The organism is Streptomyces sp. NBC_01408 (genome assembly GCF_026340255.1).
Classification (GTDB): Bacteria; Actinomycetota; Actinomycetes; order Streptomycetales; family Streptomycetaceae; genus Streptomyces.
Window position 1 is genome coordinate 4052663 of sequence record NZ_JAPEPJ010000001.1, and the last position, 22974, is coordinate 4075636.

Here is a 22974-nt window from a genome sequence, read left to right on the forward strand (position 1 = left end):
ACACCGCGTCCATACGTCGTACCGGTGGCGTACCGGAGACCGCCCGGGGGCGGTCCGTGACGTGAAGTACGTCTTACGCGGCACGAACCGGTGGGTGCGCGGCGTCCGGGCGGCGGCGTGCTGGCTACGATGGGCCAGCCGGTGGCCGTGGTGGCCGTGCGGCCCAGCGACCCTCCGGGAAGGCCATGCTGAACAAGTACGCGCGTGCATTCTTCACGCGTGTTCTCACGCCATTCGCCGCATTTCTGCTCCGGCGGGGGGTGAGCCCGGACGCGGTCACCCTGATCGGCACGGCCGGAGTGGTGGCGGGAGCGCTGGTCTTCTTCCCCCGGGGCGAGTTCTTCTGGGGCACGATCACCATCACCCTCTTCGTCTTCTCCGACCTGGTGGACGGGAACATGGCCCGCCAGGCCGGTGTCTCCAGCCGGTGGGGGGCCTTCCTCGACTCCACCCTCGACCGGGTGGCCGACGCGGCGATCTTCGGAGGACTCGCACTCTGGTACGCCGGCTCCGGCAACGACAACGTGCTCTGCGCGGTGACGATCTTCTGCCTGGCCAGCGGCCAGGTGGTCTCGTACACGAAGGCGCGCGGGGAGTCGATCGGGCTGCCGGTGGCCGTCAACGGGCTCATCGAGCGGGCCGAGCGGCTGGTGATCTCGCTGGTCGCGGCCGGCCTGTCCGGGCTCCAGACCTTCGGGGTGCCGTCCTGGATCGGGGTGCTCCTGCCGATCGCCCTGTGGATCGTGGCGGTCGGCTCGCTGGTCACGCTGATCCAGCGGGTGGTCACCGTACGACGTGAGTCGGCCGAGGCCGACGCGGCCGCGGCCGCCGCCGAAGGGGGCGCCGCCTGATGGGCAAGGCACAGGACAAGCTGGTCGACGGGCTCTACGGGCTCGGCTGGGCCGGCGTCAAGAAGCTCCCCGAGCCCGCGGCGGTGGCCCTCGGCCGCCGGATCGCCGACTTCGCGTGGAAGCGGCGCGGCAAGAGCGTGCTGCGGCTGGAGTCCAATCTGGCCCGGGTGGTGCCGGACGCGGGTCCGGAGCGGCTGCGCGAGCTGTCGCAGGCGGGCATGCGCTCGTACATGCGGTACTGGATGGAGTCCTTCCGGCTGCCGACCATGGACCCGCGGCGGTTCGGCGTGGACGTCGAGATGAAGGACGACCACATCCTGCGCGAGGCCCTGGCCTCCGGGCGCGGGGTCGTCGTCGCCCTGCCGCACCTGGCCAACTGGGACCTCGCCGGGGCCTGGGCCATCGGCCACATCGGCGTGCCGTTCACCACGGTCGCCGAGCGGCTCAAGCCCGAGAGCCTCTACGACCGCTTCGTGGCCTACCGCGAGAGCCTGGGCATGGAGGTGCTGCCGCACAGCGGGGGCGCCGCCTTCGGCACCCTCGCCCGCAGGCTCCGCTCCGGCGGCCTGGTCTGCCTGGTCGCGGACCGGGACCTGTCGGCCTCCGGGGTCGAGGTGGACTTCTTCGGCTCCACGGCGCGCATGCCGGCCGGGCCGGCGCTGCTGGCCCAGCAGACGGGGGCGGTCCTGCTCCCGGCGACCCTCTACTACGGGGACACGCCGAAGATGTACGGCCGCATCCACCCCGAGGTGGAGGTGCCGAAGACCGGTACCCGGACCGAGAAGACCACGGTCATGACCCAGGCCGTCGCGGACGCCTTCGCGTGGGGCATCGCCGAGCACCCGGAGGACTGGCACATGCTGCAGCGGCTGTGGCTGGACGATCTGACCGACCAGGGGGAGCGCCCGTAGTGAAGATCGGCATCGTGTGCCCGTACTCGTGGGACGTGCCCGGCGGCGTCCAGTTCCACATCCGGGACCTGGCGGAGCACCTGATCCGGCTCGGCCACGAGGTGTCGGTACTGGCCCCGGCGGACGACGAGACCCCGCTGCCGCCGTACGTGGTCTCGGCGGGGCGGGCGGTGCCGGTGCCGTACAACGGCTCGGTGGCCCGGCTGAACTTCGGCTTCCTCTCGGCGGCCAGGGTGCGGCGCTGGCTGCACGACGGCACCTTCGACGTGATCCACATCCACGAGCCCGCCGCGCCCTCGCTGGGGCTGCTGTCCTGCTGGGCGGCGCAGGGGCCGATCGTGGCCACCTTCCACACCTCGAACCCGAGGTCGCGGGCGATGATCGCCGCGTACCCGATCCTCCAGCCGGCGCTGGAGAAGATCAGCGCGCGGATCGCCGTGAGCGAGTACGCGCGGCGCACGCTGGTGGAGCACCTCGGCGGGGACGCAGTGGTGATCCCGAACGGCGTGGACGTGGGATTCTTCGCGTCGGCCGAGCCCAAGGCGGAGTGGGGCGGGCAGACGCTCGGCTTCATCGGCCGCATCGACGAGCCGCGCAAGGGCCTGCCGGTGCTGATGGCGGCCTTCCCGAAGATCGTGGAGGCCTGCCCGGAGGTACGGCTGCTGGTAGCGGGCCGCGGTGACGAGGAGGAGGCGGCGGCCTCCCTCCCGGTGGACCTCCGCTCCCGGGTCGAGTTCCTTGGCATGGTCTCGGACGAGGACAAGGCACGGCTGCTGCGCAGCGTGGACGTGTACGTCGCCCCGAACACGGGCGGCGAGAGCTTCGGCATCATCCTCGTCGAGGCCCTGTCGGCGGGCGCGACGGTACTGGCCTCGGACCTGGACGCCTTCGCCCAGGTGCTCGACCAGGGCGGGGCGGGCGAACTCTTCACGAACGAGGACCCCGACGCGCTGGCGGCGGCGGCCATCGGTCTGCTGCGCGACCCGGCCCGGCGGACGGAACTGAGCGCGCGCGGCTCGGCGCACGTGCGCCGCTTCGACTGGTCCACGGTCGGGGCGGACATCCTGGCCGTCTACGAGACCGTCACGGACGGCGCGGCGGCGGTGGCCGCCGACGAACGCGTGCCGCTCCGCACCCGCCTCGGCTTCTCCCGGGACGCCTGAGCCACCGGACACCCCCTAGTGCTGTGACCGGAAAGGTCCACCGGGTCGCCCGCCGGGGGTGACGGCCACCTCATGGACCGTGCCGTCCGCGGTCGTCACCCGGATCCGGTCGGGCGCCGTCCACACGGCCTCGCGCAGTTCCCCGGCGTCGCCGTCGAAGGAGCCGACCCGCCAGCGGCGTTCCAGGGGCCAGGTCCCCTGGTGGACGTAGACGTACCAGACCGGGTCGATCACGGCGCCCTCCGCGACGACCAGCCGCCGGTCGTCGCGGCCCGGCGCGGACAGGCGCAGGCTCTCCTCCCCGGCCCCGCCGAGCAGCAGGAGGAACGGAGAGGCGAACGCCAGCAGGACCGCCGTCACACCAAGGGCGACGATCGCGCCCCGGCGCGGCCCGCCCGCGCGCAGGCCGAGCAGGGCGGCTCCGCCCAGCGTGCCCAGGGACAGCCAGCCGAGCAGCAGCGGGTGCCCGGTCGCCTCGGCCGCCAGGACCAGCGCGCCGTCGGCCGAGCCCATCGCCCCGACCGTGAGGCAGGCCATGGCGGTCAGCAGCAGGAACAGGGCCAGCGGCCCGCGTATGCGTGTCATCGTCCACTTCCCCCGGGTGGCCATCGGGTGCGCAGACTAGGCGGTCCCTTTCGGATCTTGCCGGTCGGGCCCGCGGTCCGCGCGGGCAGGGTCGAGCGGGCGGTCCGTCCCACCGGGTAGGGTCGCGCAGCGTGATCGAAACCCTTGTCTGGATCGCCCTGGCTCTCGGAGTCATCGGGGTCTACCTCAGCTGGACCGCCGGCCGGCTCGACCGGCTGCACTCGCGGATGGACGCCGCCCGGGCAGCGCTCGACGCCCAGCTCGTACGGCGGGCCTCCGTCGTGGTGGAGGTCGCCGCCTCCGGGGTGCTCGACCCCGCCTCCTCCCTGGTGCTGTACGAGGCCGCGCACGCGGCCCGGCAGGCCGAGGAGGAGAACCGTGAGGTCGCCGAGAGCGAGCTCAGCCAGGCGCTGCGGGCGGTGTTCGCCGACACGGACCAGGTCGAGGTGCTCAAGGCGGCTCCCGGCGGGGCGGAGGCCACCGAGGAGCTGGCCGCGGCCGTCCGCCGGGTGCCCATGGCACGCCGCTTCCACAACGACGCCGTACGGGCCGCCCGCGCCCTGCGCCGGCACCGCAAGGTGCGCTGGTTCCGGCTGGCCGGACACGCCCCCTTCCCGCTCGCCTTCGAAATGGACGACGAGCCTCCGGCGGACCTGGCCGAGCGCCCGGTCTAGACGAGTCAGTCCGAAGTGGCGTCGTCCGCCCGCAGGCGCCACTTCGGACTCACTCGTCTAGGAGCTTCCGTTCGGATTGCGAGGGGCCGGTCCAGTGCCGCGGGGGACAAGTGAAGAGGCCACCGGCTCCACATTGGCCCTTGCTGTGGACTGGTCGGTGGGGTTTCCTCAGCCGAGTAGTACCCGTCTCCCTTTCGAGTTCCCTTCGAGTGAGGTCATCCGTGAGCACGCTTCCCACCTCCCCCCAGTCCGCTGAGTCGGCCATCGGCACCTCGCGCGTCAAGCGCGGCATGGCCGAGCAGCTCAAGGGCGGCGTGATCATGGACGTGGTCAACGCCGAGCAGGCGAAGATCGCCGAGGACGCCGGCGCCGTGGCCGTCATGGCCCTGGAGCGGGTTCCGGCCGACATCCGCAAGGACGGCGGGGTCGCCCGCATGTCCGACCCGAACATGATCGAAGAGATCATCGAGGCCGTCTCCATCCCGGTCATGGCCAAGTCCCGCATCGGGCACTTCGTCGAGGCCCAGGTCTTGCAGTCCCTCGGCGTCGACTACATCGACGAGTCCGAGGTCCTGACCCCGGCCGACGAGGTCAACCACTCCGACAAGTGGGCGTTCACCACCCCCTTCGTCTGTGGCGCCACCAACCTGGGCGAGGCCCTGCGCCGCATCGCCGAGGGTGCGGCCATGATCCGCTCCAAGGGCGAGGCCGGTACCGGCAACGTGGTCGAGGCCGTCCGTCACCTGCGCCAGATCAAGAACGAGATCGCCCGCCTTCGCGGCTACGACAACAACGAGCTGTACGCCGCCGCCAAGGAGCTGCGCGCCCCGTACGAGCTCGTCAAGGAGGTCGCCGAGCTCGGCAAGCTCCCGGTCGTGCTGTTCTCCGCCGGTGGCGTGGCCACCCCGGCCGACGCCGCGCTGATGCGCCAGCTCGGTGCCGAGGGCGTCTTCGTCGGCTCCGGCATCTTCAAGTCCGGCGACCCGGCCAAGCGCGCCGCCGCCATCGTGAAGGCCACCACCTTCTACGACGACCCGAAGATCATCGCGGACGCCTCCCGCAACCTGGGCGAGGCCATGGTCGGCATCAACTGCGACACCCTGCCCGAGGCCGAGCGCTACGCCAACCGCGGCTGGTAGTCGTCACCATGAGCACCCCCGTGATTGGTGTCCTGGCTCTCCAGGGCGACGTACGGGAGCACCTGATCGCCCTGGCCGCGGCGGACGCCGTGGCCAGGCCGGTCCGGCGCCCCGAGGAGCTCGCCGAGGTCGACGCCCTGGTGATCCCCGGCGGCGAGTCCACGACCATGTCGAAGCTCGCCGTGCTGTTCGGCATGCTGGAGCCGCTGCGCGAGCGCGTGCGGGCCGGCATGCCCGTGTACGGCACCTGCGCCGGCATGATCATGCTCGCCGACAAGCTCCTGGACGGCCGTGAGGACCAGGAGACGCTCGGCGGCATCGACATGATCGTCCGCCGCAACGCCTTCGGCCGCCAGAACGAGTCCTTCGAGGCGAAGATCGAGTTCGCGGGCATAGAGGGCGGTCCCGTCGAGGGCGTCTTCATCCGCGCCCCGTGGGTCGAGTCCGTCGGTGCCGCCGCCGAGGTGCTCGCCACGTACGACGGCCACACGGTCGCCGTGCGCCAGGGCAATGTCCTCGCCACCTCGTTCCACCCCGAGCTGACCGGAGACGACCGCGTCCACGCGTACTTCGTCGACATGGTGCGCGCGGGGCTGTAACGGCGTCCCGGTAGGATCTGAGGCGAACATTGTTGGTGACGCGAAGGAGACAGGCAGATGTCCGGCCACTCTAAATGGGCTACGACGAAGCACAAGAAGGCCGTGGTTGACGCCAAGCGCGGCAAGCTCTTCGCGAAGCTGATCAAGAACATCGAGGTCGCGGCCCGTATGGGCGGCGCCGACATCGACGGCAACCCGACGCTCTTCGACGCCATCCAGAAGGCCAAGAAGAGCTCGGTCCCGAACAAGAACATCGACTCCGCGGTCAAGCGCGGCGGCGGCCTCGAGGCCGGCGGCGCCGACTACGAGACGATCATGTACGAGGGCTACGGCCCGAACGGCGTCGCGGTGCTCATCGAGTGCCTCACCGACAACCGCAACCGCGCCGCCTCCGACGTCCGTGTCGCCATGACCCGCAACGGCGGCTCCATGGCGGACCCGGGCTCGGTCTCGTACCTGTTCAACCGCAAGGGTGTCGTCCTCCTGCCCAAGGGCGAGCTCTCCGAGGACGACGTCCTGGAGACGGTGCTGGAGGCGGGCGCCGAAGAGGTCAACGACCTCGGCGAGACCTTCGAGATCATCAGCGAGGCCACCGACATGGTCGCGGTCCGTACCGCGCTCCAGGAGGCGGGCATCGACTACGACTCGGCCGACTCCAACTTCCTGCCCACCATGCAGGTCGAGCTGGACGAAGAGGGCGCGCGCAAGATCTTCAAGCTGATCGACGCGCTGGAGGACAGCGACGACGTCCAGAACGTCTTCGCCAACTTCGACGTCTCGGACGAGGTCATGGAGAAGGTCGACGCGTAACGGCGCCTCCACGCACTGACGACGGCGGGCCGACGGGGACACACCCCGTCGGCCCGCCGCGTTGTCAGAGGCACCGGCTAGCCTGTCGCGTGATGTCAGTGATCGCCCGCTGAGAACCGCAACCATCAATTGAGTAACCCTCACGGCGATCAGCCAGGTCCGCGAAAGCGGCGGCGGTTCGGCCGCAAAGAGGGGGAGGGGGCTGCGGTGCGCGTACTCGGTGTGGACCCGGGGCTGACGCGGTGCGGCGTCGGCGTCGTCGAGGGAGTCGCCGGACGCCCCCTGACCATGCTCGGCGTCGGTGTCGTACGGACGCCCGCGGACGCCGAGTTGGGCCACCGGCTCGTCGCCATCGAGCAGGGCATCGAGGAATGGCTCGACACGCACCGGCCCGAAGTCGTCGCCGTGGAGCGGGTGTTCAGCCAGCACAACGTCAGCACCGTGATGGGCACCGCCCAGGCGAGTGCCATTGCCATGCTGTGCGCGGCGCGGCGGGGGATACCCGTCGCCCTGCACACCCCGAGCGAGGTCAAGGCCGCCGTCACCGGCAGCGGCCGGGCCGACAAGGCACAGGTCGGGGCGATGGTGACCCGGCTGCTGCGGCTTTCCGCGCCGCCCAAGCCGGCCGATGCCGCCGACGCCCTCGCCCTCGCCATCTGCCACATCTGGCGGGCCCCCGCCCAGAACCGCCTCCAGCAGGCGGTCGCCCTGCACGCCTCAGGCTCGAAAGGCCGTACCCGATGATCGCCTTCGTCAGCGGCCCGGTCGCCGCGCTCGCCCCCACCCTGGCCGTGATCGAGGTCGGGGGAGTGGGCATGGCCGTCCACTGCACGCCCACCATCATCGCCGGCCTGCGGACGGGCGAACAGGCCCGGCTGGCCACCTCCCTGGTCGTACGCGAGGACTCGCTGACCCTCTACGGCTTCGCCGACGACGACGAGCGGCAGGTCTTCGAGCTGCTCCAGACCGCGAGCGGGGTCGGGCCGAGGCTGGCGCAGGCCATGCTCGGGGTGCACAGCCCGGACGCGCTGCGGCTCGCCGTGTCCACCGGGGACGAGAAGGCGCTGATGGCCGTGCCGGGCATCGGCAAGAAGGGCGCCCAGAAGCTGCTCCTGGAGCTGAAGGACAAGCTGGGGGCTCCCCTGGGCGCGAGCGGCCTCGTCGGGGCGCAGCGGGCCGTCGCCACCGGGCCGGCGCCGTGGACGGAGCAGCTGGCCGCCGCCCTGATCGGGCTCGGCTACGCGTCGCGCGAGGCGGACGAAGCCGTCTCGGCGGTGACGCCGCAGGCCGAAGCCGCCATTGCCGCCGGCGGCTCGGCCCCGGTCCCCCAGCTCCTGCGCGCCGCGCTCCAGTCCCTCAACCGAGCCCGCTGACCGGTGCGGCCCGCCTCCTGGGGCTCCGCCCCAGACCCCGCGCCTCAAACGCCGACGAGGCTGGAGTTCGGCTGACGCCGGGCAGATCCAGCCCCTCCGGCGTTTGAGGAGCGGGGTCTGGGGCGGAGCCCCAGTGCACGGCCCGCGCACACACCACCGCACAAACCAGAAGGCAGACTGACACCGTGAACTGGGACGACGAGACCACCGCCGAGGACGACGCACGTATCGTCGGCGCCGCGGCGGACGGCGAGGACACCGCCGTGGAGGCGGCCCTGCGCCCCAAGGACCTCGGCGAGTTCGTCGGCCAGGAGAAGGTCCGCCAGCAGCTGGACCTCGTCCTCAAGGCGGCCCGCCAGCGAGGCGCCACCGCGGACCACGTCCTGCTCTCCGGCGCGCCCGGCCTCGGCAAGACCACGCTGTCGATGATCATCGCGGCGGAGATGGGCGCGCCCATCCGCATCACCTCCGGCCCGGCGATCCAGCACGCGGGCGACCTCGCCGCAATCCTCTCCTCCCTCCAGGAGGGCGAGGTCCTCTTCCTCGACGAGATCCACCGCATGTCCCGGCCCGCCGAGGAGATGCTGTACATGGCCATGGAGGACTTCCGGGTCGACGTGATCGTCGGCAAGGGGCCGGGGGCCACCGCGATCCCGCTGGAGCTGCCCCCGTTCACGCTGGTGGGGGCCACCACCAGGGCCGGACTGCTGCCCCCGCCGCTGCGCGACCGCTTCGGCTTCACCGGACACATGGAGTTCTACGCCCCCGAGGAGCTGGAGCGGGTCATCCACCGCTCCGCCCGCCTCCTCGACGTGGAGATCGACACCGCCGGGGCCGCCGAGATCGCCGGACGCTCCCGGGGCACCCCGCGCATCGCCAACCGGCTGCTGCGCCGCGTCCGCGACTACGCCCAGGTCAGGGCCGACGGCGTGATCAACCGTGAGGTGGCCGGCACCGCCCTCCAGGTGTACGAGGTGGACGCGCGCGGCCTCGACCGGCTGGACCGGGCCGTGCTGGAGGCCCTGCTCAAGCTGTTCGGCGGCGGGCCCGTGGGGCTCTCGACCCTCGCCGTGGCCGTCGGCGAGGAACGGGAGACCGTGGAGGAGGTCGCCGAGCCCTTCCTGGTCCGCGAGGGCCTGCTCGCGCGGACGCCGAGGGGGCGGGTGGCGACGCCCGCCGCATGGGCTCACCTGGGGCTCGTCCCGCCGCAGCACGGCGGCAGTGGATCAAGCGGACAACAGGGCTTGTTCGGGGCCTGACGGCGCGGAGGTTCGACCGGTCAGGAACTGCGGTGCCATGCTGGGCGTTGTTCCATCGGTGCGGACTCGCCTAGACTCCGCCGATGCCGACCCTTCGGGTCGGCGTGCCCACCCCCGTAGAAAAAGGCCGTCTCCCGTGCGGTCGTGCGAAGGATCTCCGTCCCGTGAATCTCGTGACACTCCTCCCGTTCATCGTGCTCATCGGGGCGATGTTCCTGATGACCCGTTCCGCGAAGAAGAAGCAGCAGGCTGCCGCGCAGATGCGCGACCACATGACGCCCGGCACCGGCGTCCGCACCATCGGCGGCATGTACGCCACGGTGAAGGAGGTCGGTGACGACACCGTCACCCTTGAGGTGGCCCCCGGCGTCCACGCGATCTACGCGAAGAACGCCATCGGTGCCGTCCTCGAGGATGCGGAGTACAACCGCATCGTCCACGGCGTGGTCAGCGACGAGCCGACCGACACGCCGGTCGTCCCGGACGACGCTTCCTCCCTGACCGAGGCCCCGAAGACGGACCTGGCCAAGGACGGGGACGAGTCCCCCAAGCTCGACCTGGGCAAGAAGGACGCCTCCGACGAGGACGGCTCCGAGAACGGCCCCGGCGACGAGCCGAAGGACGGCAAGGCCGACGGCGAGGCCGGCGCCAAGTAGCGCCGGCCGGGACCGCGGAGGCGCCTGACCGGCGGCCGCCGCGGTCCCGCCAGTGACACTTCTGCGGGGGGCAGGGGTCCCCACCACACATTTCGTGGCCGTCCGCGCGCTGACCCGGCGCGGGGCGGTTGGACAGGGAGAAACGACAAGGTGGCAGCACCGAAGAAGGGCCGGCGGCCCACGGGGGCTCAGGGGAGGCCGGGGCGCGCCCTGGCGATCATCCTGATCGCGATGGTGGCGCTCACCGCGGGGATGTTCCTCTCCAAGCAGACGACTCCCCGGCTCGGCATCGACCTCGCCGGCGGTACGAGCATCACGCTCAAGGCCAAGAGCGAGCCCGGCAAGCCGGACGCGATCAACGAGACCAACATGAACACGGCGGTCGGCATCATCGAGCGCCGCGTCAACGGTCTCGGTGTGTCGGAGGCCGAGGTCCAGACCCAGGGCCGCGACCACATCATCGTGAACATCCCCAAGGGGATGAACGAGAAGCAGGCGCGCGAGCAGGTCGGCACGACCGCCCAGCTGTACTTCCGCCCCGTCCTGGCCTTCGCGGACGGTGCCCCGGTCGCCCCGGAGCCCTCGGGAAGCCCGAGCCCCTCCGCGAGCGGTTCCGGTGCTCCGAAGGCGGAGGACGGCAAGTCCTCTCCCTCGGCCACCCCGTCGTCCAGCGCCACTTCCCAGGGCCGCGCGCTCAGTGAGGCCCTCAAGGCCCCGAACGCCCCCACTCCCTCGCCCTCGGCGAGCGAGTCGAAGAAGGCAGACGACAAGGCGCCGACCCCGACCCCGCCCCCGACGGGTGACGAGGCCGCTGCCGCCGCCCTCCAGGCCAAGTTCGCCGCGCTCGACTGCACCGACGAGGCGCAGCGCGCCGCCGTCGGCAAGGGCGTCAAGCCCGAGGAGCCGACGCTCGCCTGTGGCCAGCGCGGCGACGCGTGGGGCAAGTGGGTGCTCGGTCCGGCCGCCGTCGAGGGCAAGGACGTGAAGAGCGCCAAGGGCGTCATCGACCAGCAGTCCGGTCAGTGGATCGTCACCATGGACTTCAACGACCGGGGCAGCGACGCCTTCGCCAAGGTCACCGGCGAGCTGTCCGCGAAGCAGATGCCGCAGAACCAGTTCGCGATCGTGCTCGACGGTTCGGTCGTCTCCGACCCCTCCGTCAGCTCCGCGATCACGGGCGGCAACGCCCAGATCTCCGGTGGCTTCACCCAGCAGTCCGCGCAGGACCTGGGCAACATGCTCTCGTACGGCGCCCTGCCGCTGTCCTTCCAGGAGGACAGCGTCACCACCGTCACCGCGGCGCTCGGCGGCGAGCAGCTGAAGGCCGGCCTGATCGCCGGAGCCATCGGCCTGCTCCTCGTCGTGATCTACCTGCTGGTGTACTACCGCGGTCTCGCGTTCGTCGCCATCGTCAGCCTCCTGGTCTCCGCGATCCTCACCTACACGATCATGGCGCTCCTCGGTAAGGGCATCGGCTTCGCGCTGAACCTGCCCGCCGTCTGCGGTGCGATCGTCGCGATCGGCATCACGGCGGACTCGTTCATCGTGTACTTCGAACGCATCCGGGACGAGATCCGCGAGGGCCGCACCCTGCGTCCGGCCGTCGAGCGTGCCTGGCCCCGTGCCCGGCGCACCATCCTCGTCTCCGACTTCGTGTCGTTCCTGGCCGCCGCGGTGCTGTTCATCGTCACCGTGGGCAAGGTGCAGGGCTTCGCCTTCACGCTGGGTCTCACCACGCTGCTCGACGTGGTCGTGGTGTTCCTCTTCACGAAGCCGATCATGACGCTGCTGGCGCGTACGAAGTTCTTCGCCAGCGGTCACCCGTGGTCCGGGCTGGACCCGAAGCGGCTCGGCGCCAAGCCGCCGCTGCGCCGGTCCCGCCGCACCGGTTCCGCACCCGCCCCCGTCGACGCAAAGGAGGCGTGAGAGATGTCGAAGCTGGGAGATCTCGGCGCCAGGCTGTACCGCGGTGAGGTCGGCTACGACTTCGTCGGCAAGCGCTTTCTCTGGTACGGCGTTTCCATCCTGATCACCATCACGGCGATCGTGGCCCTGGCCGTTCAGGGCCTCAACATGGGCATCGAGTTCAAGGGCGGTGCCGTCTTCACCACCCCGAAGACGGCCGTCTCCGTCGCCGCGGCGACGGAGGACGCGGAGGAGGCCTCGGGCCACGACGCGATCGTCCAGGAGCTCGGCACCGGCGGCCTGCGCATCCAGATCTCCGGTCTGGACACCGAGTCCGCCGCGGACGTGAAGAAGCAGCTCGCCACCGACCTGAAGGTCGCGGAGGCGGACATCAACGCGGACCTGGTCGGCCCCAGCTGGGGCGAGCAGATCGCGAACAAGGCCTGGACCGGCCTTGGCATCTTCATGATCCTCGTGGTGATCTACCTGGCCATCGCCTTCGAGTGGCGGATGGCGGTCGCGGCGCTGATCGCCCTGATCCACGACCTCACCATCACCGTCGGCATCTACGCGCTGGTCGGCTTCGAGGTCACCCCGGGCACGGTCATCGGTCTGCTGACGATCCTCGGTTACTCCCTCTACGACACCGTCGTCGTCTTCGACGGTCTGAAGGAGGGCTCGAAGGACATCACGAAGCAGACCCGCTTCACGTACAGCGAGATCGCCAACCGCAGCATCAACGGCACCCTGGTCCGCTCGATCAACACCACGATCGTGGCGCTGCTCCCGGTCGCGGCCCTGCTGTTCATCGGCGGCGGCTTCCTGGGCGCGGGCATGCTCAACGACATCTCGCTGTCGCTGTTCGTCGGCCTCGCGGCCGGTGCGTACTCCTCGATCTTCATCGCGACCCCGCTGGTCGTGGACCTGAAGGAGCGCGAGCCCGCCATGAAGGCGCTGAAGAAGCGGGTGCTCGCCAAGCGGGCGGCCGCGGCGGCGAGGGGCGAGTCCCCGGACGAGGGCTACGAGTCCGGTACCGAGGGCGACGAGCCGCAGATCGTGTCCCAGGGCCGGTCCGGGCGGCGCCGATGACCGCGCTGCCGTCCGAGGACGTACGCGAGCTGCTGCTCAGCCGGATCAAGGACGTGCCGGACTATCCGAAGCCGGGCGTGATGTTCAAGGACATCACCCCGCTGCTGGCGGACCCGAAGGCCTTCGCGGCCCTCACGGACGCGCTGGTGGAGCTGGCCGGGCGGTACGGGGCGACGAAGATCGTCGGGCTGGAGGCGCGGGGGTTCATCCTCGCGGCCCCGGTCGCCGTACAGGCCGGGATCGGCTTCGTACCGGTGCGCAAGGCCGGGAAGCTGCCGGGTGCGACGCTCGCCCAGTCCTACGAGCTGGAGTACGGGACCGCGGAGATCGAGGTCCACGCGGAGGACCTGGCGGCCGGTGACCGGGTCATGGTCATCGACGACGTACTGGCCACCGGTGGCACCGCCGAAGCCTCGCTCTCGCTGATCCGGCGGGCCGGGGCGGAGGTCGCGGGCGTGGCGGTCCTGATGGAGCTGTCGTTCCTGCCGGGGCGCCTGCGGCTGGCCGACGCGTTGGGCGCGGCTCCGCTGGACGCGCTGATCGTGGTCTGACCCTTCGCATGCCGCGAGCGGCGGGTATCCGGGTTCGCCCCGGGTGCCCGCCGCTTTCGCGTGCGGCGCCGCTGCCGGGGGCTCTGCCCCCGGACCCCCGCGCCTCAAACGCCGGCGGGGCTGGATATTTCAGCTTGAGGAGCGGGGTCTGGGGCGGAGCCCCAGCTGCGGACCCGCACGGGAGAGAGGCTCGGCGAACGAGGGGGCGGAACCCTCGCTACGATGGGTTATCCGGACCGGACACGGGCACCGGATCCGCTGAGGAGCGCTCTTGCCAGACGAGGTCCAGCCAATCTCCGCCGCGCAGCCCGACCCGCAGGCCGAGCCGGCCGCGGCGCCCGCCGCCACGCCCCCGCCGGCTCCGCCGGTCAAGCCCGTGCCGGCGAAATCGGCCGGGTCCTCCAACCGGGTGCGCGCCCGCCTCGCCCGCCTCGGCGTCCAGCGTTCCAGCGCGTACAACCCGGTACTGGAGCCCCTGCTCCGCATAGTCCGCAGCAACGACCCGAAGATCGAGACGTCCACGCTGCGCCAGCTGGAGCAGGCCTACCAGGTCGCCGAACGCTGGCACCGCGGCCAGAAGCGCAAGAGCGGCGACCCGTACATCACCCACCCGCTCGCGGTGACCACGATCCTCGCCGAGCTCGGCATGGACCCGGCCACGCTCATGGCCGGTCTGCTGCACGACACCGTCGAGGACACCGAGTACGGGCTCGAAGACCTGCGCCGTGACTTCGGTGACGCGGTGGCCCTGCTCGTCGACGGCGTCACCAAGCTCGACCGGGTCAAGTTCGGCGAGGCCGCCCAGGCCGAGACCGTCCGCAAGATGGTCGTCGCGATGGCCAAGGACCCGCGCGTCCTGGTGATCAAGCTCGCCGACCGGCTGCACAACATGCGCACCATGCGCTACCTCAAGCGGGAGAAGCAGGAGAAGAAGGCCCGCGAGACCCTCGAGATCTACGCGCCGCTGGCCCACCGCCTCGGCATGAACACGATCAAGTGGGAGCTGGAGGACCTCGCCTTCGCGATCCTCTACCCCAAGATGTACGACGAGATCGTCCGCCTGGTGGCCGAAAGAGCACCCAAGCGCGACGAGTACCTCGCCGTCGTCACCGACGAGGTGATGGTCGACCTCAGAGCCGCCCGGATCAAGGCCACCGTGACGGGCCGCCCGAAGCACTACTACAGCGTCTACCAAAAGATGATCGTCCGCGGCCGCGACTTCGCGGAGATCTACGACCTGGTGGGCATCCGCGTCCTCGTCGACACGGTCCGCGACTGCTACGCCGCCCTCGGCACGGTGCACGCGCGATGGAACCCGGTCCCCGGCCGGTTCAAGGACTACATCGCGATGCCCAAGTTCAACATGTACCAGTCGCTCCACACGACGGTCATCGGGCCCAGCGGCAAGCCCGTCGAACTCCAGATCCGCACCTTCGACATGCACCGCCGCGCCGAGTACGGCATCGCCGCGCACTGGAAGTACAAGCAGCAGACCGTCGCCGGCACCTCCAAGGTCCGTACCGACGTCCCGCAGGCCGCCAAGGGCACCGCCGGCCAGGACACCGTCAACGACATGGCCTGGCTGCGCCAGCTCCTGGACTGGCAGAAGGAGACCGAGGACCCCGGCGAGTTCCTCGACTCGCTGCGCTTCGACCTCTCCCGCAACGAGGTCTTCGTCTTCACGCCCAAGGGCGACGTCATAGCGCTGCCCGCCGGCGCCACCCCCGTGGACTTCGCGTACGCCGTCCACACGGAGGTCGGCCACCGGACGATAGGCGCCAGGGTCAACGGCCGCCTGGTCCCGCTGGAGTCCACGCTCGACAACGGCGACCTGGTCGAGGTCTTCACCTCCAAGGCCGAGGGAGCCGGGCCCTCCCGCGACTGGCTGGGCTTCGTCAAGTCCCCGCGGGCCCGCAACAAGATCCGCGCCTGGTTCTCCAAGGAGCGCCGCGACGAGGCCATCGAGCACGGCAAGGACGCCATCGCGCGGGCCATGCGCAAGCAGAACCTGCCGATCCAGCGCATCCTCACCGGGGACTCGCTCGTCACCCTCGCGCACGAGATGCGCTACCCCGACATCTCCTCCCTGTACGCGGCGATCGGCGAGGGCCACGTGGCCGCGCAGGGCGTCGTACAGAAGCTGGTGGCGGCCCTCGGCGGCGAGGAGGCGGCCAACGAGGACATCGAGGAGTCCATCCCGCCCGCCCACGGCCGGAGCAAGCGCCGCAAGAACGCCGACCCGGGCGTCGTCGTCAAGGGCGTCGACGACGTGTGGGTCAAGCTGGCCCGCTGCTGCACCCCGGTGCCGGGCGACCCCATCATCGGGTTCGTCACGCGGGGCAGTGGCGTATCGGTTCACCGCGCGGACTGCGTCAACGTGGACTCCCTCTCCCAGCAGCCCGAGCGGATGCTGGAGGTCGAGTGGGCGCCCACCCAGTCCTCCGTCTTCCTGGTCGCCATCCAGGTCGAGGCACTGGACCGGTCCCGCCTGCTGTCGGACGTCACCCGGGTCCTGTCGGACCAGCACGTGAACATCCTGTCGGCGGCCGTGCAGACCTCCCGCGACCGGGTGGCCACCTCGCGGTTCACCTTCGAGATGGGCGACCCGAAGCACCTCGGGCACGTCCTGAAGGCCGTCCGCGGCGTCGAGGGCGTCTACGACGTCTACCGTGTCACCTCGGCCCGCAGGCCTTAGCCCCCGCCCCCGCCCACGCCCACGCGAAGAAGGGCCCCGGTACGGAGATCCGTACCGGGGCCCTTCCCGTGACCGCGTCCAGCGGGTCCGGCGCCACTCAGCCGCCGAACTCCTCCAGGCCCTTCAGCGCCTGGTCCAGCAGGGCCTGGCGGCCCTCCAGCTCACGCGACAGCTTGTCGGCCTTCGTGTTGTTGCCCGCCGCGCGGGCCGCGTCGATCTGGCCGCGCAGCTTGTCGACCGCCGCCTGGAGCTGCCCCGTCAGACCGGCCGCACGGGCCCGCGCCTCCGGGTTCGTACGACGCCACTCGCCCTCTTCGGCCTCCTGGATCGCCCGCTCCACCGTGTGCATCCGGCCCTCGACCTTCGGCCGGGCGTCCCGCGGCACGTGGCCGATGGCCTCCCAGCGCTCGTTGAGGGAGCGGAACGCGGCACGGGCCGCCTTCAGGTCCGTGATCGGGACGAGCTTCTCGGCCTCGTCGGCCAGCTCCTCCTTCAGCTTCAGGTTCTCCACCTGCTCGGCGTCACGCTCGGCGAAGACCTCGCTGCGGGCCGCGAAGAACACGTCCTGGGCACCGCGGAAGCGGTTCCACAGATCGTCCTCGGACTCGCGCTGCGCCCGGCCCGCCGCCTTCCAGTCCGCCATCAGCTCGCGGTAGCGGGCCGCCGTCGGACCCCAGTCGGTCGACTTCGACAGCGACTCGGCCTCCGCGACCAGCTTCTCCTTGACCTTGCGGGCATCCTCGCGCTGCGCGTCCAGCGAGGCGAAGTGCGCCTTGCGGCGCTTGGAGAAGGCGGAGCGGGCGTGCGAGAAGCGGTGCCACAGCTCGTCGTCCGACTTGCGGTCCAGGCGCGGCAGACCCTTCCAGATGTCCACCAGGGCCCGCAGCCGCTCGCCGGCGCTGCGCCACTGGTCGCTCTGCGCCAGCTGCTCGGCCTCGACGACCAGCGCGTCCTTGGCCGCACGGGCCTCGTCCGTCTGCTTGGCCTTCTGGACCTTGCGCTCCTCACGCCGGGACTCGACGGTCGCCACCAGCTTGTCCAGCCGGACGCGCAGCGCGTCGAGGTCACCCACGGCGTGGTGCTCTTCGACCTGCGTACGCAGGTGGTCGATCGCCGTCTGGGCGTCCTTGGCGGACAGATCAGTGGTCCGCACCCGCTTTTCGAGGAGGCCGATCTCGACCACCAGGCCCTCGTACTTGCGCTCGAAATAGGCCAGGGCCTCCTCGGGGGTGCCCGCCTGCCACGAGCCGACGACCTTCTCGCCCTCGGCAGTACGCACGTACACGGTGCCCGTCTCGTCGACTCGGCCCCACGGGTCGCTGCTCACAGCGCCTCCTCCACCTGATGCCTGTGAGGGGTTCACCCCCGGGCATCGTCCACAGTTTCCTGGGGCGGGCCGCGCCCGCCCTGCACAACGCCAACATAGGCGACCGCCGGGCCGGCTGTCCGCATCCCGCACGACGGAATATCGACGCAGGGCCTGTCTTTGGGGTGAGGCGCGGCACCGGACACCGCGGGCCCGGCCTCACCCCAAAGACAGGCCCTGAGGATGGGGGACGCCGGCCGCGGCTCCGGGCCGCCGCGGGCGGTCAGCCCTGGGTGACCGTGCCCTTCTCGATCTTCACCTCGTTCTTCGGCGCCCCGTCCTGGCCGCCGTCGGCCGTTCCGGCCTTGGCGATGTCCTCGAGGACCTTCAGGCCGGCCGCGTCGATCTTGCCGAACGGGGTGTACCCCGGAGCCAGCGGGCTGTCCTTGTAGACCAGGAAGAACTGGCTGCCGCCCGAGCCCGGCTGCCCGGTGTTGGCCATGGCCACCGTGCCCGCCGGGTACGTCACCTGGCCCTGCTCGTTCGGCTTGCCCAGGGAGTCCAGGTTCTCGTCCGGGATGGTGTAGCCGGGGCCGCCCCGGCCGGTGCCCTCCGGGTCGCCGCACTGGAGTACGTAGATCCCGGCGGTCGTCAGCCGGTGGCACTTGGTGTTGTCGAAGTACCCCTTGTCGGCGAGCGACTTGAAGGAGTTGACCGTCTGCGGGGTCTTCGCCGCGTCCATCGCGAAGTTGATGTCGCCCGCGCCGGTCTTCAGGGCGAAGGTGTACTTCGCCTTCTGGTCGATCGCCATCTCCGGCGAGGGGGACTGCTTCGGCGTGGGCTCGGCGGACGGGCTCGCCGACGGGTCCGCCGCCTGGTCCTTCTTGTCCGAGTCGAAGACGCCGCCCACGATGAGGCCGACCAGCGTCGCGACCACCACGGCCACCGCCGCACCGATCACCGCCATACGCCGGCGCGTCTTCTGCCGGGCCTCGGCCCGGCGCTTCTCCTGGCGCTCGTACTTCTCCCTGGCGAGCTGTCGCCGACGCTGATCGCTCGTGACCACCGGGTCGTCTCCTTGTACGTGTCTGGTACCGCTGTCCGGGCTGGGCTAGCCCGTACCGTATATGGGTTAGCTGTGTAATGAGCGGCGCCGGTAGGCTCTGAGCAGCTGCATTCCGATCCGCAGCCTCCCGCCGGACGACGATTGAGGACGAACGTGCTGATTGCCGGGTTCCCCGCCGGGGCCTGGGGGACCAACTGTTACGTGGTCGCCCCCGCCGCAGGCGAGGAGTGCGTCATCATCGACCCGGGCCACCAGGCCGCCCAGGGTGTCGAGGAGACGCTGAAGAAGCATCGGCTCAAGCCCGTCGCGGTCGTACTGACCCATGGCCACATCGATCATGTGGCCTCGGTGGTCCCGGTGTGCGGAGCACACGACGTACCGGCCTGGATCCACCCCGAGGACCGCTACATGATGAGCGACCCGGAGAAGGCCCTCGGCCGCTCCATCGGGATGCCGCTCATGGGCGAGCTGACCGTGGGCGAGCCGGACGACGTCCGCGAGCTCACCGACGGCGCCGGACTGAAGCTGGCCGGAATGGACTTCTCGGTGGCGCACGCGCCGGGGCATACCAGGGGGTCGGTGACCTTCCGGATGCCCGAGCTGGCCGACGTACCTGCGGTCTTCTTCTCGGGCGACCTGCTCTTCGCCGGCTCCATCGGACGCACCGACCTGCCCGGCGGCTCCCACGCCGAGATGCTCGAGTCGCTGGCCCGCGTGTGCCTGCCGCTCGACGACTCGACCGTGGTGCTGTCCGGCCACGGTCCCCAGACCACCATCGGCCGTGAGCGCGCGACCAACCCGTACCTGCGGGAGGTCGCCGCCGGCCTGGCAGCGGGCCCCACCGCCGCTCCACGACGAGGAATGTGACGAGAGTTTCGTGAGCACCTTCAAGGCCCCCAAGGGCACGTACGACCTGATCCCGCCGTACTCGGCCAAGTACCTGGCGGTCCGCGAGGCCATCTCCGGCCCGCTGCGGAAGTCCGGCTACGGATACGTCGAGACGCCCGGCTTCGAGGACGTGGACCTCTTCGCCCGAGGTGTCGGTGAGTCCACCGACATCGTGACGAAGGAGATGTACACCCTCACGACCAAGGGCGGCGCCAACCTGGCCCTGCGTCCGGAGGGCACCGCCTCCGTGCTGCGCGCGGCGCTGGAGGCCAACCTGCACAAGGCCGGCGGCCTGCCGGTCAAGCTCTGGTACTCCGGCTCGTACTACCGTTACGAGCGTCCCCAGAAGGGCCGGTACAGGCACTTCTCGCAGGTCGGTGCCGAGGCCATCGGTGCCGAGGACCCGGCGCTGGACGCCGAGCTGATCATCCTGGCCGACCAGGCGTACCGCTCGCTGGGCCTGCGCAACTTCCGCATCCTGCTGAACTCGCTCGGCGACGCGGAGTGCCGTCCCGTCTACCGGGAGGCCCTCCAGGGATTCCTCCGGGGGCTGGACCTCGACGAGGAGACCCTGCGCCGGGCGGAGATCAACCCGCTGCGCGTCCTCGACGACAAGCGCGAGTCCGTTCAGAAGCAGCTGGTCGGTGCCCCGATGCTGCGGGACTACCTGTGCGAGGCCTGCAAGGCGTACCACGCGGAGGTCCGTGAGCTGATCACCGCCGCCGGAGTGGTGTTCGAGGACGACGAGAAGCTGGTGCGCGGGCTCGACTACTACACGCGGACCACTTTCGAGTTCGTCCACGACGGTCTGGGCTCGCAGTCCGCGGTGGGCGGCGGCGGCCGCTACGACGGCCTGTCCGAGATGATCGGCGGACCGGCGCTGCCCTCGGTCGGCTGGGCGCTGGGCGTGGACCGTACGGTGCTGGCGCTCGAGGCCGAAGGCGTCGAGCTGGACATCCCGGCGGCCACCAGCGTCTTCGCGATCGCCCTGAGCGACGAGGCCCGCAAGGTGCTGTTCGGGGCCGTCACCGAGCTGCGCAAGGCGGGCGTCGCGGCGGACTTCTCGTACGGTTCCAAGGGCCTCAAGAGCCACATGAAGAACGCCAACCGGTCGGGTGCGGTACTGACCGTCGTCGCGGGCGAGCGCGACCTCGCCGAGGGCGTCGTCCAGCTGAAGGACATGGAGTCCGGGGAGCAGACTGCCGTCGCCGTCGCCGACCTGATCGCCACCGTCCAGGCCCGCCTGGCCTGACGGCCGCGGTACGGGAGTACGCGTCGGGGCCGGGGATCTTTCCCCGGCCCCGTCCGTTCACAGGCACATGCGGCACAATGGCCGGTGCTTGTTGACCTTGCAGATGTGGAGCGGGCGGGATGACGACACGAGGTACGGACGCGGACACCGCCCCGAGGACGACGGTCGGAGGCAGCCGGGCCCTGGCCCTGCTGCTGGTGATCACGGGGGCGGCCGGCCTGCTCGCCGCCTGGGTGATCACGATAGACAAGTTCAAGCTGCTGGAGGACCCGGACTTCGTTCCCGGCTGCAGCCTGAACCCGATCGTCTCCTGCGGCAACATCATGACGAGCGACCAGGCGGCCGTCTTCGGCTTCCCCAACCCCATGCTGGGGCTGGTGGCCTACGGGATCGTGGTCTGCGTCGGCATGAGCCTGCTGGCCGGGGCACGGTTCGCCCGCTGGTACTGGCTGACGCTGAACGCGGGCATGCTCTTCGGCGTCGTCTTCTGCGCCTGGCTGATGTACCAGTCGCTGTACAACATCAACTCGCTCTGCCTGTGGTGCTGCCTGGCCTGGGTCGCCACGATCATCATGTTCTGGTACGTGACCTCGCACAACGTCCGGCAGGGCATCCTGCCCGCGCCCGGCTGGCTGCGGGGCTTCTTCGACGAGTTCACCTGGGTGCTGCCCGTACTGCACATCGGGATCATCGGCATGCTGATCCTCACGCGCTGGTGGGACTTCTGGACCTCCTGACGGCGGCCGCCCTGTCGGTGGGCTCGCATAGGCTTCCGGTGTGGAACCAGACCTCTTCACCGCCGCCGCCGAGGACCGCCAGGAGAAGGACCCCGCGAGCTCTCCGCTCGCCGTCCGGATGCGTCCGCGCGTCCTGGACGAGGTCGTCGGCCAGCAGCACCTGCTGAAGCCCGGATCACCGCTGCGGCGGCTGGTCGGGGACGGGGCCGGCGGCCCGGCCGGTGCCTCGTCGGTGATCCTCTGGGGGCCGCCGGGCACCGGGAAGACCACCCTCGCGTACGTGGTCAGCCAGGCCACGCAGAAGCGGTTCGTGGAGCTGTCCGCCATCACGGCGGGCGTCAAGGAGGTACGGGCGGTCATCGAGGGCGCGCGCCGCGCGGCCGGTGGCTACGGCAAGGAGACCGTCCTCTTCCTGGACGAGATCCACCGCTTCAGCAAGGCGCAGCAGGACTCGCTCCTGCCGGCCGTGGAGAACCGCTGGGTGACGCTGATCGCGGCGACCACCGAGAACCCGTACTTCTCGATCATCTCCCCGCTGCTGTCGCGGTCGCTGCTGCTGACCCTCGAACCGCTCACGGACGAGGACCTGAGCGCGCTGATGCGCCGGGCCCTGACCGAGGAGCGGGGCCTCGGTGGAGCCGTCACCCTCCCGGCGGACGCGGAGGCGCACCTGCTGCGGATCGCCGGGGGCGACGCCCGGCGGGCGCTGACGGCGCTGGAGGCGGGCGCCGGATCGGCCATCGCCAAGGGCGAGGGGGAGATCACCCTCGAGACGGTGGAGGAGGCGGTCGACCGGGCGGCCGTCCGGTACGACCGGGACGGCGACCAGCACTACGACGTGGCGAGCGCCCTGATCAAGTCGATCCGCGGCTCCGACGTGGACGCGGCGCTGCACTATCTGGCGCGGATGATCGACGCGGGGGAGGACCCGCGGTTCATCGCCCGGCGGCTGATGATCTCGGCGAGCGAGGACATCGGGCTGGCCGACCCGACGGCCCTGCCCCTCGCGGTCGCCGCGGCCCAGGCCGTGGCGCTGATCGGTTTCCCGGAGGCCGCGCTGACGCTGTCGCACGCGACGATCGCGCTGGCCCTGGCCCCGAAGTCGAACACGGCCACGACCGCGATCGGTGCGGCGCTGGCCGACGTACGGGCGGGGCTGGCGGGTACCGTTCCGCCGCACCTGCGGGACGGCCACTACAAGGGCGCGGCGAAGCTGGGCCACGCGCAGGGGTACGTGTACCCGCACGACGTGCCGGGCGCGATCGCTGCGCAGCAGTACGCGCCGGATGCGGTGCACGGGAAGCGGTACTACGAGCCGACGCGGTACGGGGCGGAGGCGCGGTACGCGGACGTGGTGGAGAAGGTGCGGGAGCGGCTGCGCGGCGGGTCCTGACCTGCGGCGCCGTAGCCGGGGCTCCGCCCCGGACCCCGCGCCTCAAACGCCGGCGGGGCTGGATTGCCCCCG

The 22974-nt window shown here is 70.9% G+C and carries 22 protein-coding genes; 19 read left to right on the forward strand and 3 right to left on the reverse strand.

Translation table 11 applies throughout. The annotated features are described in order from the left end of the window. The first annotated feature begins 185 nt into the window (after positions 1–185). The 3 genes from pgsA to OG447_RS18480 are packed head-to-tail and all read left to right on the forward strand — an operon-like array spanning position 186 to position 2925. Complete coding sequence (gene pgsA / locus OG447_RS18470; protein WP_266937868.1) at positions 186–851, forward strand: phosphatidylinositol phosphate synthase; 666 nt, start codon at positions 186–188, stop codon at positions 849–851. Then, on the forward strand, positions 851–1762 hold the full coding sequence (locus tag OG447_RS18475) for a phosphatidylinositol mannoside acyltransferase (RefSeq protein ID WP_266937869.1): 912 nt from the start codon (positions 851–853) through the stop codon (positions 1760–1762). Before pgsA ends, OG447_RS18475 begins: the two co-directional genes overlap by 1 nt. Further along, on the forward strand, positions 1762–2925 hold the full coding sequence (locus OG447_RS18480) for a glycosyltransferase family 4 protein (RefSeq protein ID WP_266937870.1): 1164 nt from the start codon (positions 1762–1764) through the stop codon (positions 2923–2925). The genes OG447_RS18475 and OG447_RS18480 overlap by 1 nt, the downstream gene beginning before the upstream one ends. 15 nt (positions 2926–2940) lie before the next feature. Here the strand turns inward: OG447_RS18480 and OG447_RS18485 are convergent, their stop codons facing one another. Further along, on the reverse strand, positions 2941–3510 hold the full coding sequence (locus OG447_RS18485) for a hypothetical protein (protein WP_266937871.1): 570 nt from the start codon (positions 3508–3510) through the stop codon (positions 2941–2943). 131 nt (positions 3511–3641) lie between these two features. Between OG447_RS18485 and OG447_RS18490 the strand changes: the two genes are divergently transcribed. The 12 genes from OG447_RS18490 to OG447_RS18545 all read left to right on the forward strand — a co-directional run bounded on the left by OG447_RS18490 (position 3642) and on the right by OG447_RS18545 (position 16260). After that, a complete protein-coding gene (locus tag OG447_RS18490) occupies positions 3642–4184 on the forward strand; it encodes a hypothetical protein (protein WP_266937872.1) in 543 nt (180 codons plus the stop codon). A gap of 221 nt (positions 4185–4405) precedes the next feature. Next, on the forward strand, positions 4406–5323 hold the full coding sequence (gene pdxS, locus OG447_RS18495) for a pyridoxal 5'-phosphate synthase lyase subunit PdxS (protein ID WP_266937873.1): 918 nt from the start codon (positions 4406–4408) through the stop codon (positions 5321–5323). An 8-nt stretch (positions 5324–5331) separates the two neighbouring features. Then, positions 5332–5922 (forward strand): pyridoxal 5'-phosphate synthase glutaminase subunit PdxT, encoded by a 591-nt coding sequence (gene pdxT / locus OG447_RS18500; RefSeq protein WP_266937874.1) that lies wholly within the window; start codon positions 5332–5334, stop codon positions 5920–5922. Positions 5923–5979: 57 nt separating this feature from the next. Further along, positions 5980–6732 (forward strand): YebC/PmpR family DNA-binding transcriptional regulator, encoded by a 753-nt coding sequence (locus tag OG447_RS18505; protein ID WP_266937875.1) that lies wholly within the window; start codon positions 5980–5982, stop codon positions 6730–6732. A gap of 207 nt (positions 6733–6939) precedes the next feature. Then, positions 6940–7476, forward strand: a complete 537-nt coding sequence (gene ruvC / locus OG447_RS18510; RefSeq protein WP_266937876.1) for a crossover junction endodeoxyribonuclease RuvC — start codon at positions 6940–6942, stop codon at positions 7474–7476. Next, positions 7473–8105, forward strand: a complete 633-nt coding sequence (gene ruvA / locus OG447_RS18515) for a Holliday junction branch migration protein RuvA (RefSeq protein WP_266937877.1) — start codon at positions 7473–7475, stop codon at positions 8103–8105. The genes ruvC and ruvA overlap by 4 nt, the downstream gene beginning before the upstream one ends. Positions 8106–8290: 185 nt before the next feature. Next, positions 8291–9364, forward strand: a complete 1074-nt coding sequence (ruvB, locus tag OG447_RS18520) for a Holliday junction branch migration DNA helicase RuvB (RefSeq protein WP_266937878.1) — start codon at positions 8291–8293, stop codon at positions 9362–9364. A gap of 164 nt (positions 9365–9528) precedes the next feature. Continuing rightward, positions 9529–10020, forward strand: coding sequence for a preprotein translocase subunit YajC (gene yajC / locus OG447_RS18525; RefSeq protein ID WP_266937879.1), 492 nt, complete (start codon positions 9529–9531; stop codon positions 10018–10020). 150 nt (positions 10021–10170) lie between these two features. Beyond that, entirely contained in the window at positions 10171–11946 is a 1776-nt protein-coding gene (gene secD, locus OG447_RS18530) for a protein translocase subunit SecD (protein WP_266937881.1), read from the forward strand. A gap of 3 nt (positions 11947–11949) precedes the next feature. Next, entirely contained in the window at positions 11950–13014 is a 1065-nt protein-coding gene (secF, locus tag OG447_RS18535; protein WP_266937882.1) for a protein translocase subunit SecF, read from the forward strand. Next, positions 13011–13565 carry an adenine phosphoribosyltransferase gene (locus OG447_RS18540; protein ID WP_266937883.1) on the forward strand — a complete coding sequence of 185 codons (555 nt, stop codon included), beginning with the start codon at positions 13011–13013 and terminating at the stop codon, positions 13563–13565. Before secF ends, OG447_RS18540 begins: the two co-directional genes overlap by 4 nt. 271 nt (positions 13566–13836) lie before the next feature. After that, positions 13837–16260, forward strand: coding sequence for a bifunctional (p)ppGpp synthetase/guanosine-3',5'-bis(diphosphate) 3'-pyrophosphohydrolase (locus tag OG447_RS18545; protein WP_266937884.1), 2424 nt, complete (start codon positions 13837–13839; stop codon positions 16258–16260). A 97-nt stretch (positions 16261–16357) separates the two neighbouring features. Here the strand turns inward: OG447_RS18545 and OG447_RS18550 are convergent, their stop codons facing one another. Then, complete coding sequence (locus OG447_RS18550; protein WP_266937885.1) at positions 16358–17587, reverse strand: DUF349 domain-containing protein; 1230 nt, start codon at positions 17585–17587, stop codon at positions 16358–16360. A gap of 262 nt (positions 17588–17849) precedes the next feature. Continuing rightward, entirely contained in the window at positions 17850–18632 is a 783-nt protein-coding gene (locus OG447_RS18555) for a peptidylprolyl isomerase (RefSeq protein ID WP_266937886.1), read from the reverse strand. Between the two features lie 153 nt (positions 18633–18785). Between OG447_RS18555 and OG447_RS18560 the strand changes: the two genes are divergently transcribed. From OG447_RS18560 to OG447_RS18575, 4 genes are all read left to right on the forward strand, one after another. After that, complete coding sequence (locus OG447_RS18560; protein WP_266937887.1) at positions 18786–19499, forward strand: MBL fold metallo-hydrolase; 714 nt, start codon at positions 18786–18788, stop codon at positions 19497–19499. A 10-nt stretch (positions 19500–19509) separates the two neighbouring features. Further along, a complete protein-coding gene (gene hisS / locus OG447_RS18565) occupies positions 19510–20772 on the forward strand; it encodes a histidine--tRNA ligase (protein WP_266937888.1) in 1263 nt (420 codons plus the stop codon). Positions 20773–20891: 119 nt separating this feature from the next. Next, positions 20892–21509: a vitamin K epoxide reductase family protein gene (locus OG447_RS18570; RefSeq protein WP_266937889.1), complete on the forward strand. Its 618-nt coding sequence runs from the start codon at positions 20892–20894 to the stop codon at positions 21507–21509. 40 nt (positions 21510–21549) lie between these two features. Next, entirely contained in the window at positions 21550–22902 is a 1353-nt protein-coding gene (locus tag OG447_RS18575) for a replication-associated recombination protein A (protein WP_266937890.1), read from the forward strand. The last annotated feature ends 72 nt before the right edge of the window (positions 22903–22974 follow it).

Excerpts from the sequence above, each read along its gene's own strand:
- pdxT (WP_266937874.1), top strand. The coding sequence starts at position 5,332 with ATGAGCACCCCCGTGATTGGTGTCCTGGCTCTCCAGGGCGACGTACGG.
- ruvA (WP_266937877.1), top strand. The coding sequence starts at position 7,473 with ATGATCGCCTTCGTCAGCGGCCCGGTCGCCGCGCTCGCCCCCACCCTG.
- pgsA (WP_266937868.1), top strand. The coding sequence starts at position 186 with ATGCTGAACAAGTACGCGCGTGCATTCTTCACGCGTGTTCTCACGCCA.
- secF (WP_266937882.1), top strand. The coding sequence starts at position 11,950 with ATGTCGAAGCTGGGAGATCTCGGCGCCAGGCTGTACCGCGGTGAGGTC.
- OG447_RS18570 (WP_266937889.1), top strand. The coding sequence starts at position 20,892 with ATGACGACACGAGGTACGGACGCGGACACCGCCCCGAGGACGACGGTC.
- OG447_RS18540 (WP_266937883.1), top strand. The coding sequence starts at position 13,011 with ATGACCGCGCTGCCGTCCGAGGACGTACGCGAGCTGCTGCTCAGCCGG.
- OG447_RS18475 (WP_266937869.1), top strand. The coding sequence starts at position 851 with ATGGGCAAGGCACAGGACAAGCTGGTCGACGGGCTCTACGGGCTCGGC.
- OG447_RS18505 (WP_266937875.1), top strand. The coding sequence starts at position 5,980 with ATGTCCGGCCACTCTAAATGGGCTACGACGAAGCACAAGAAGGCCGTG.
- OG447_RS18485 (WP_266937871.1), bottom strand. The coding sequence starts at position 3,510 with ATGACACGCATACGCGGGCCGCTGGCCCTGTTCCTGCTGCTGACCGCC.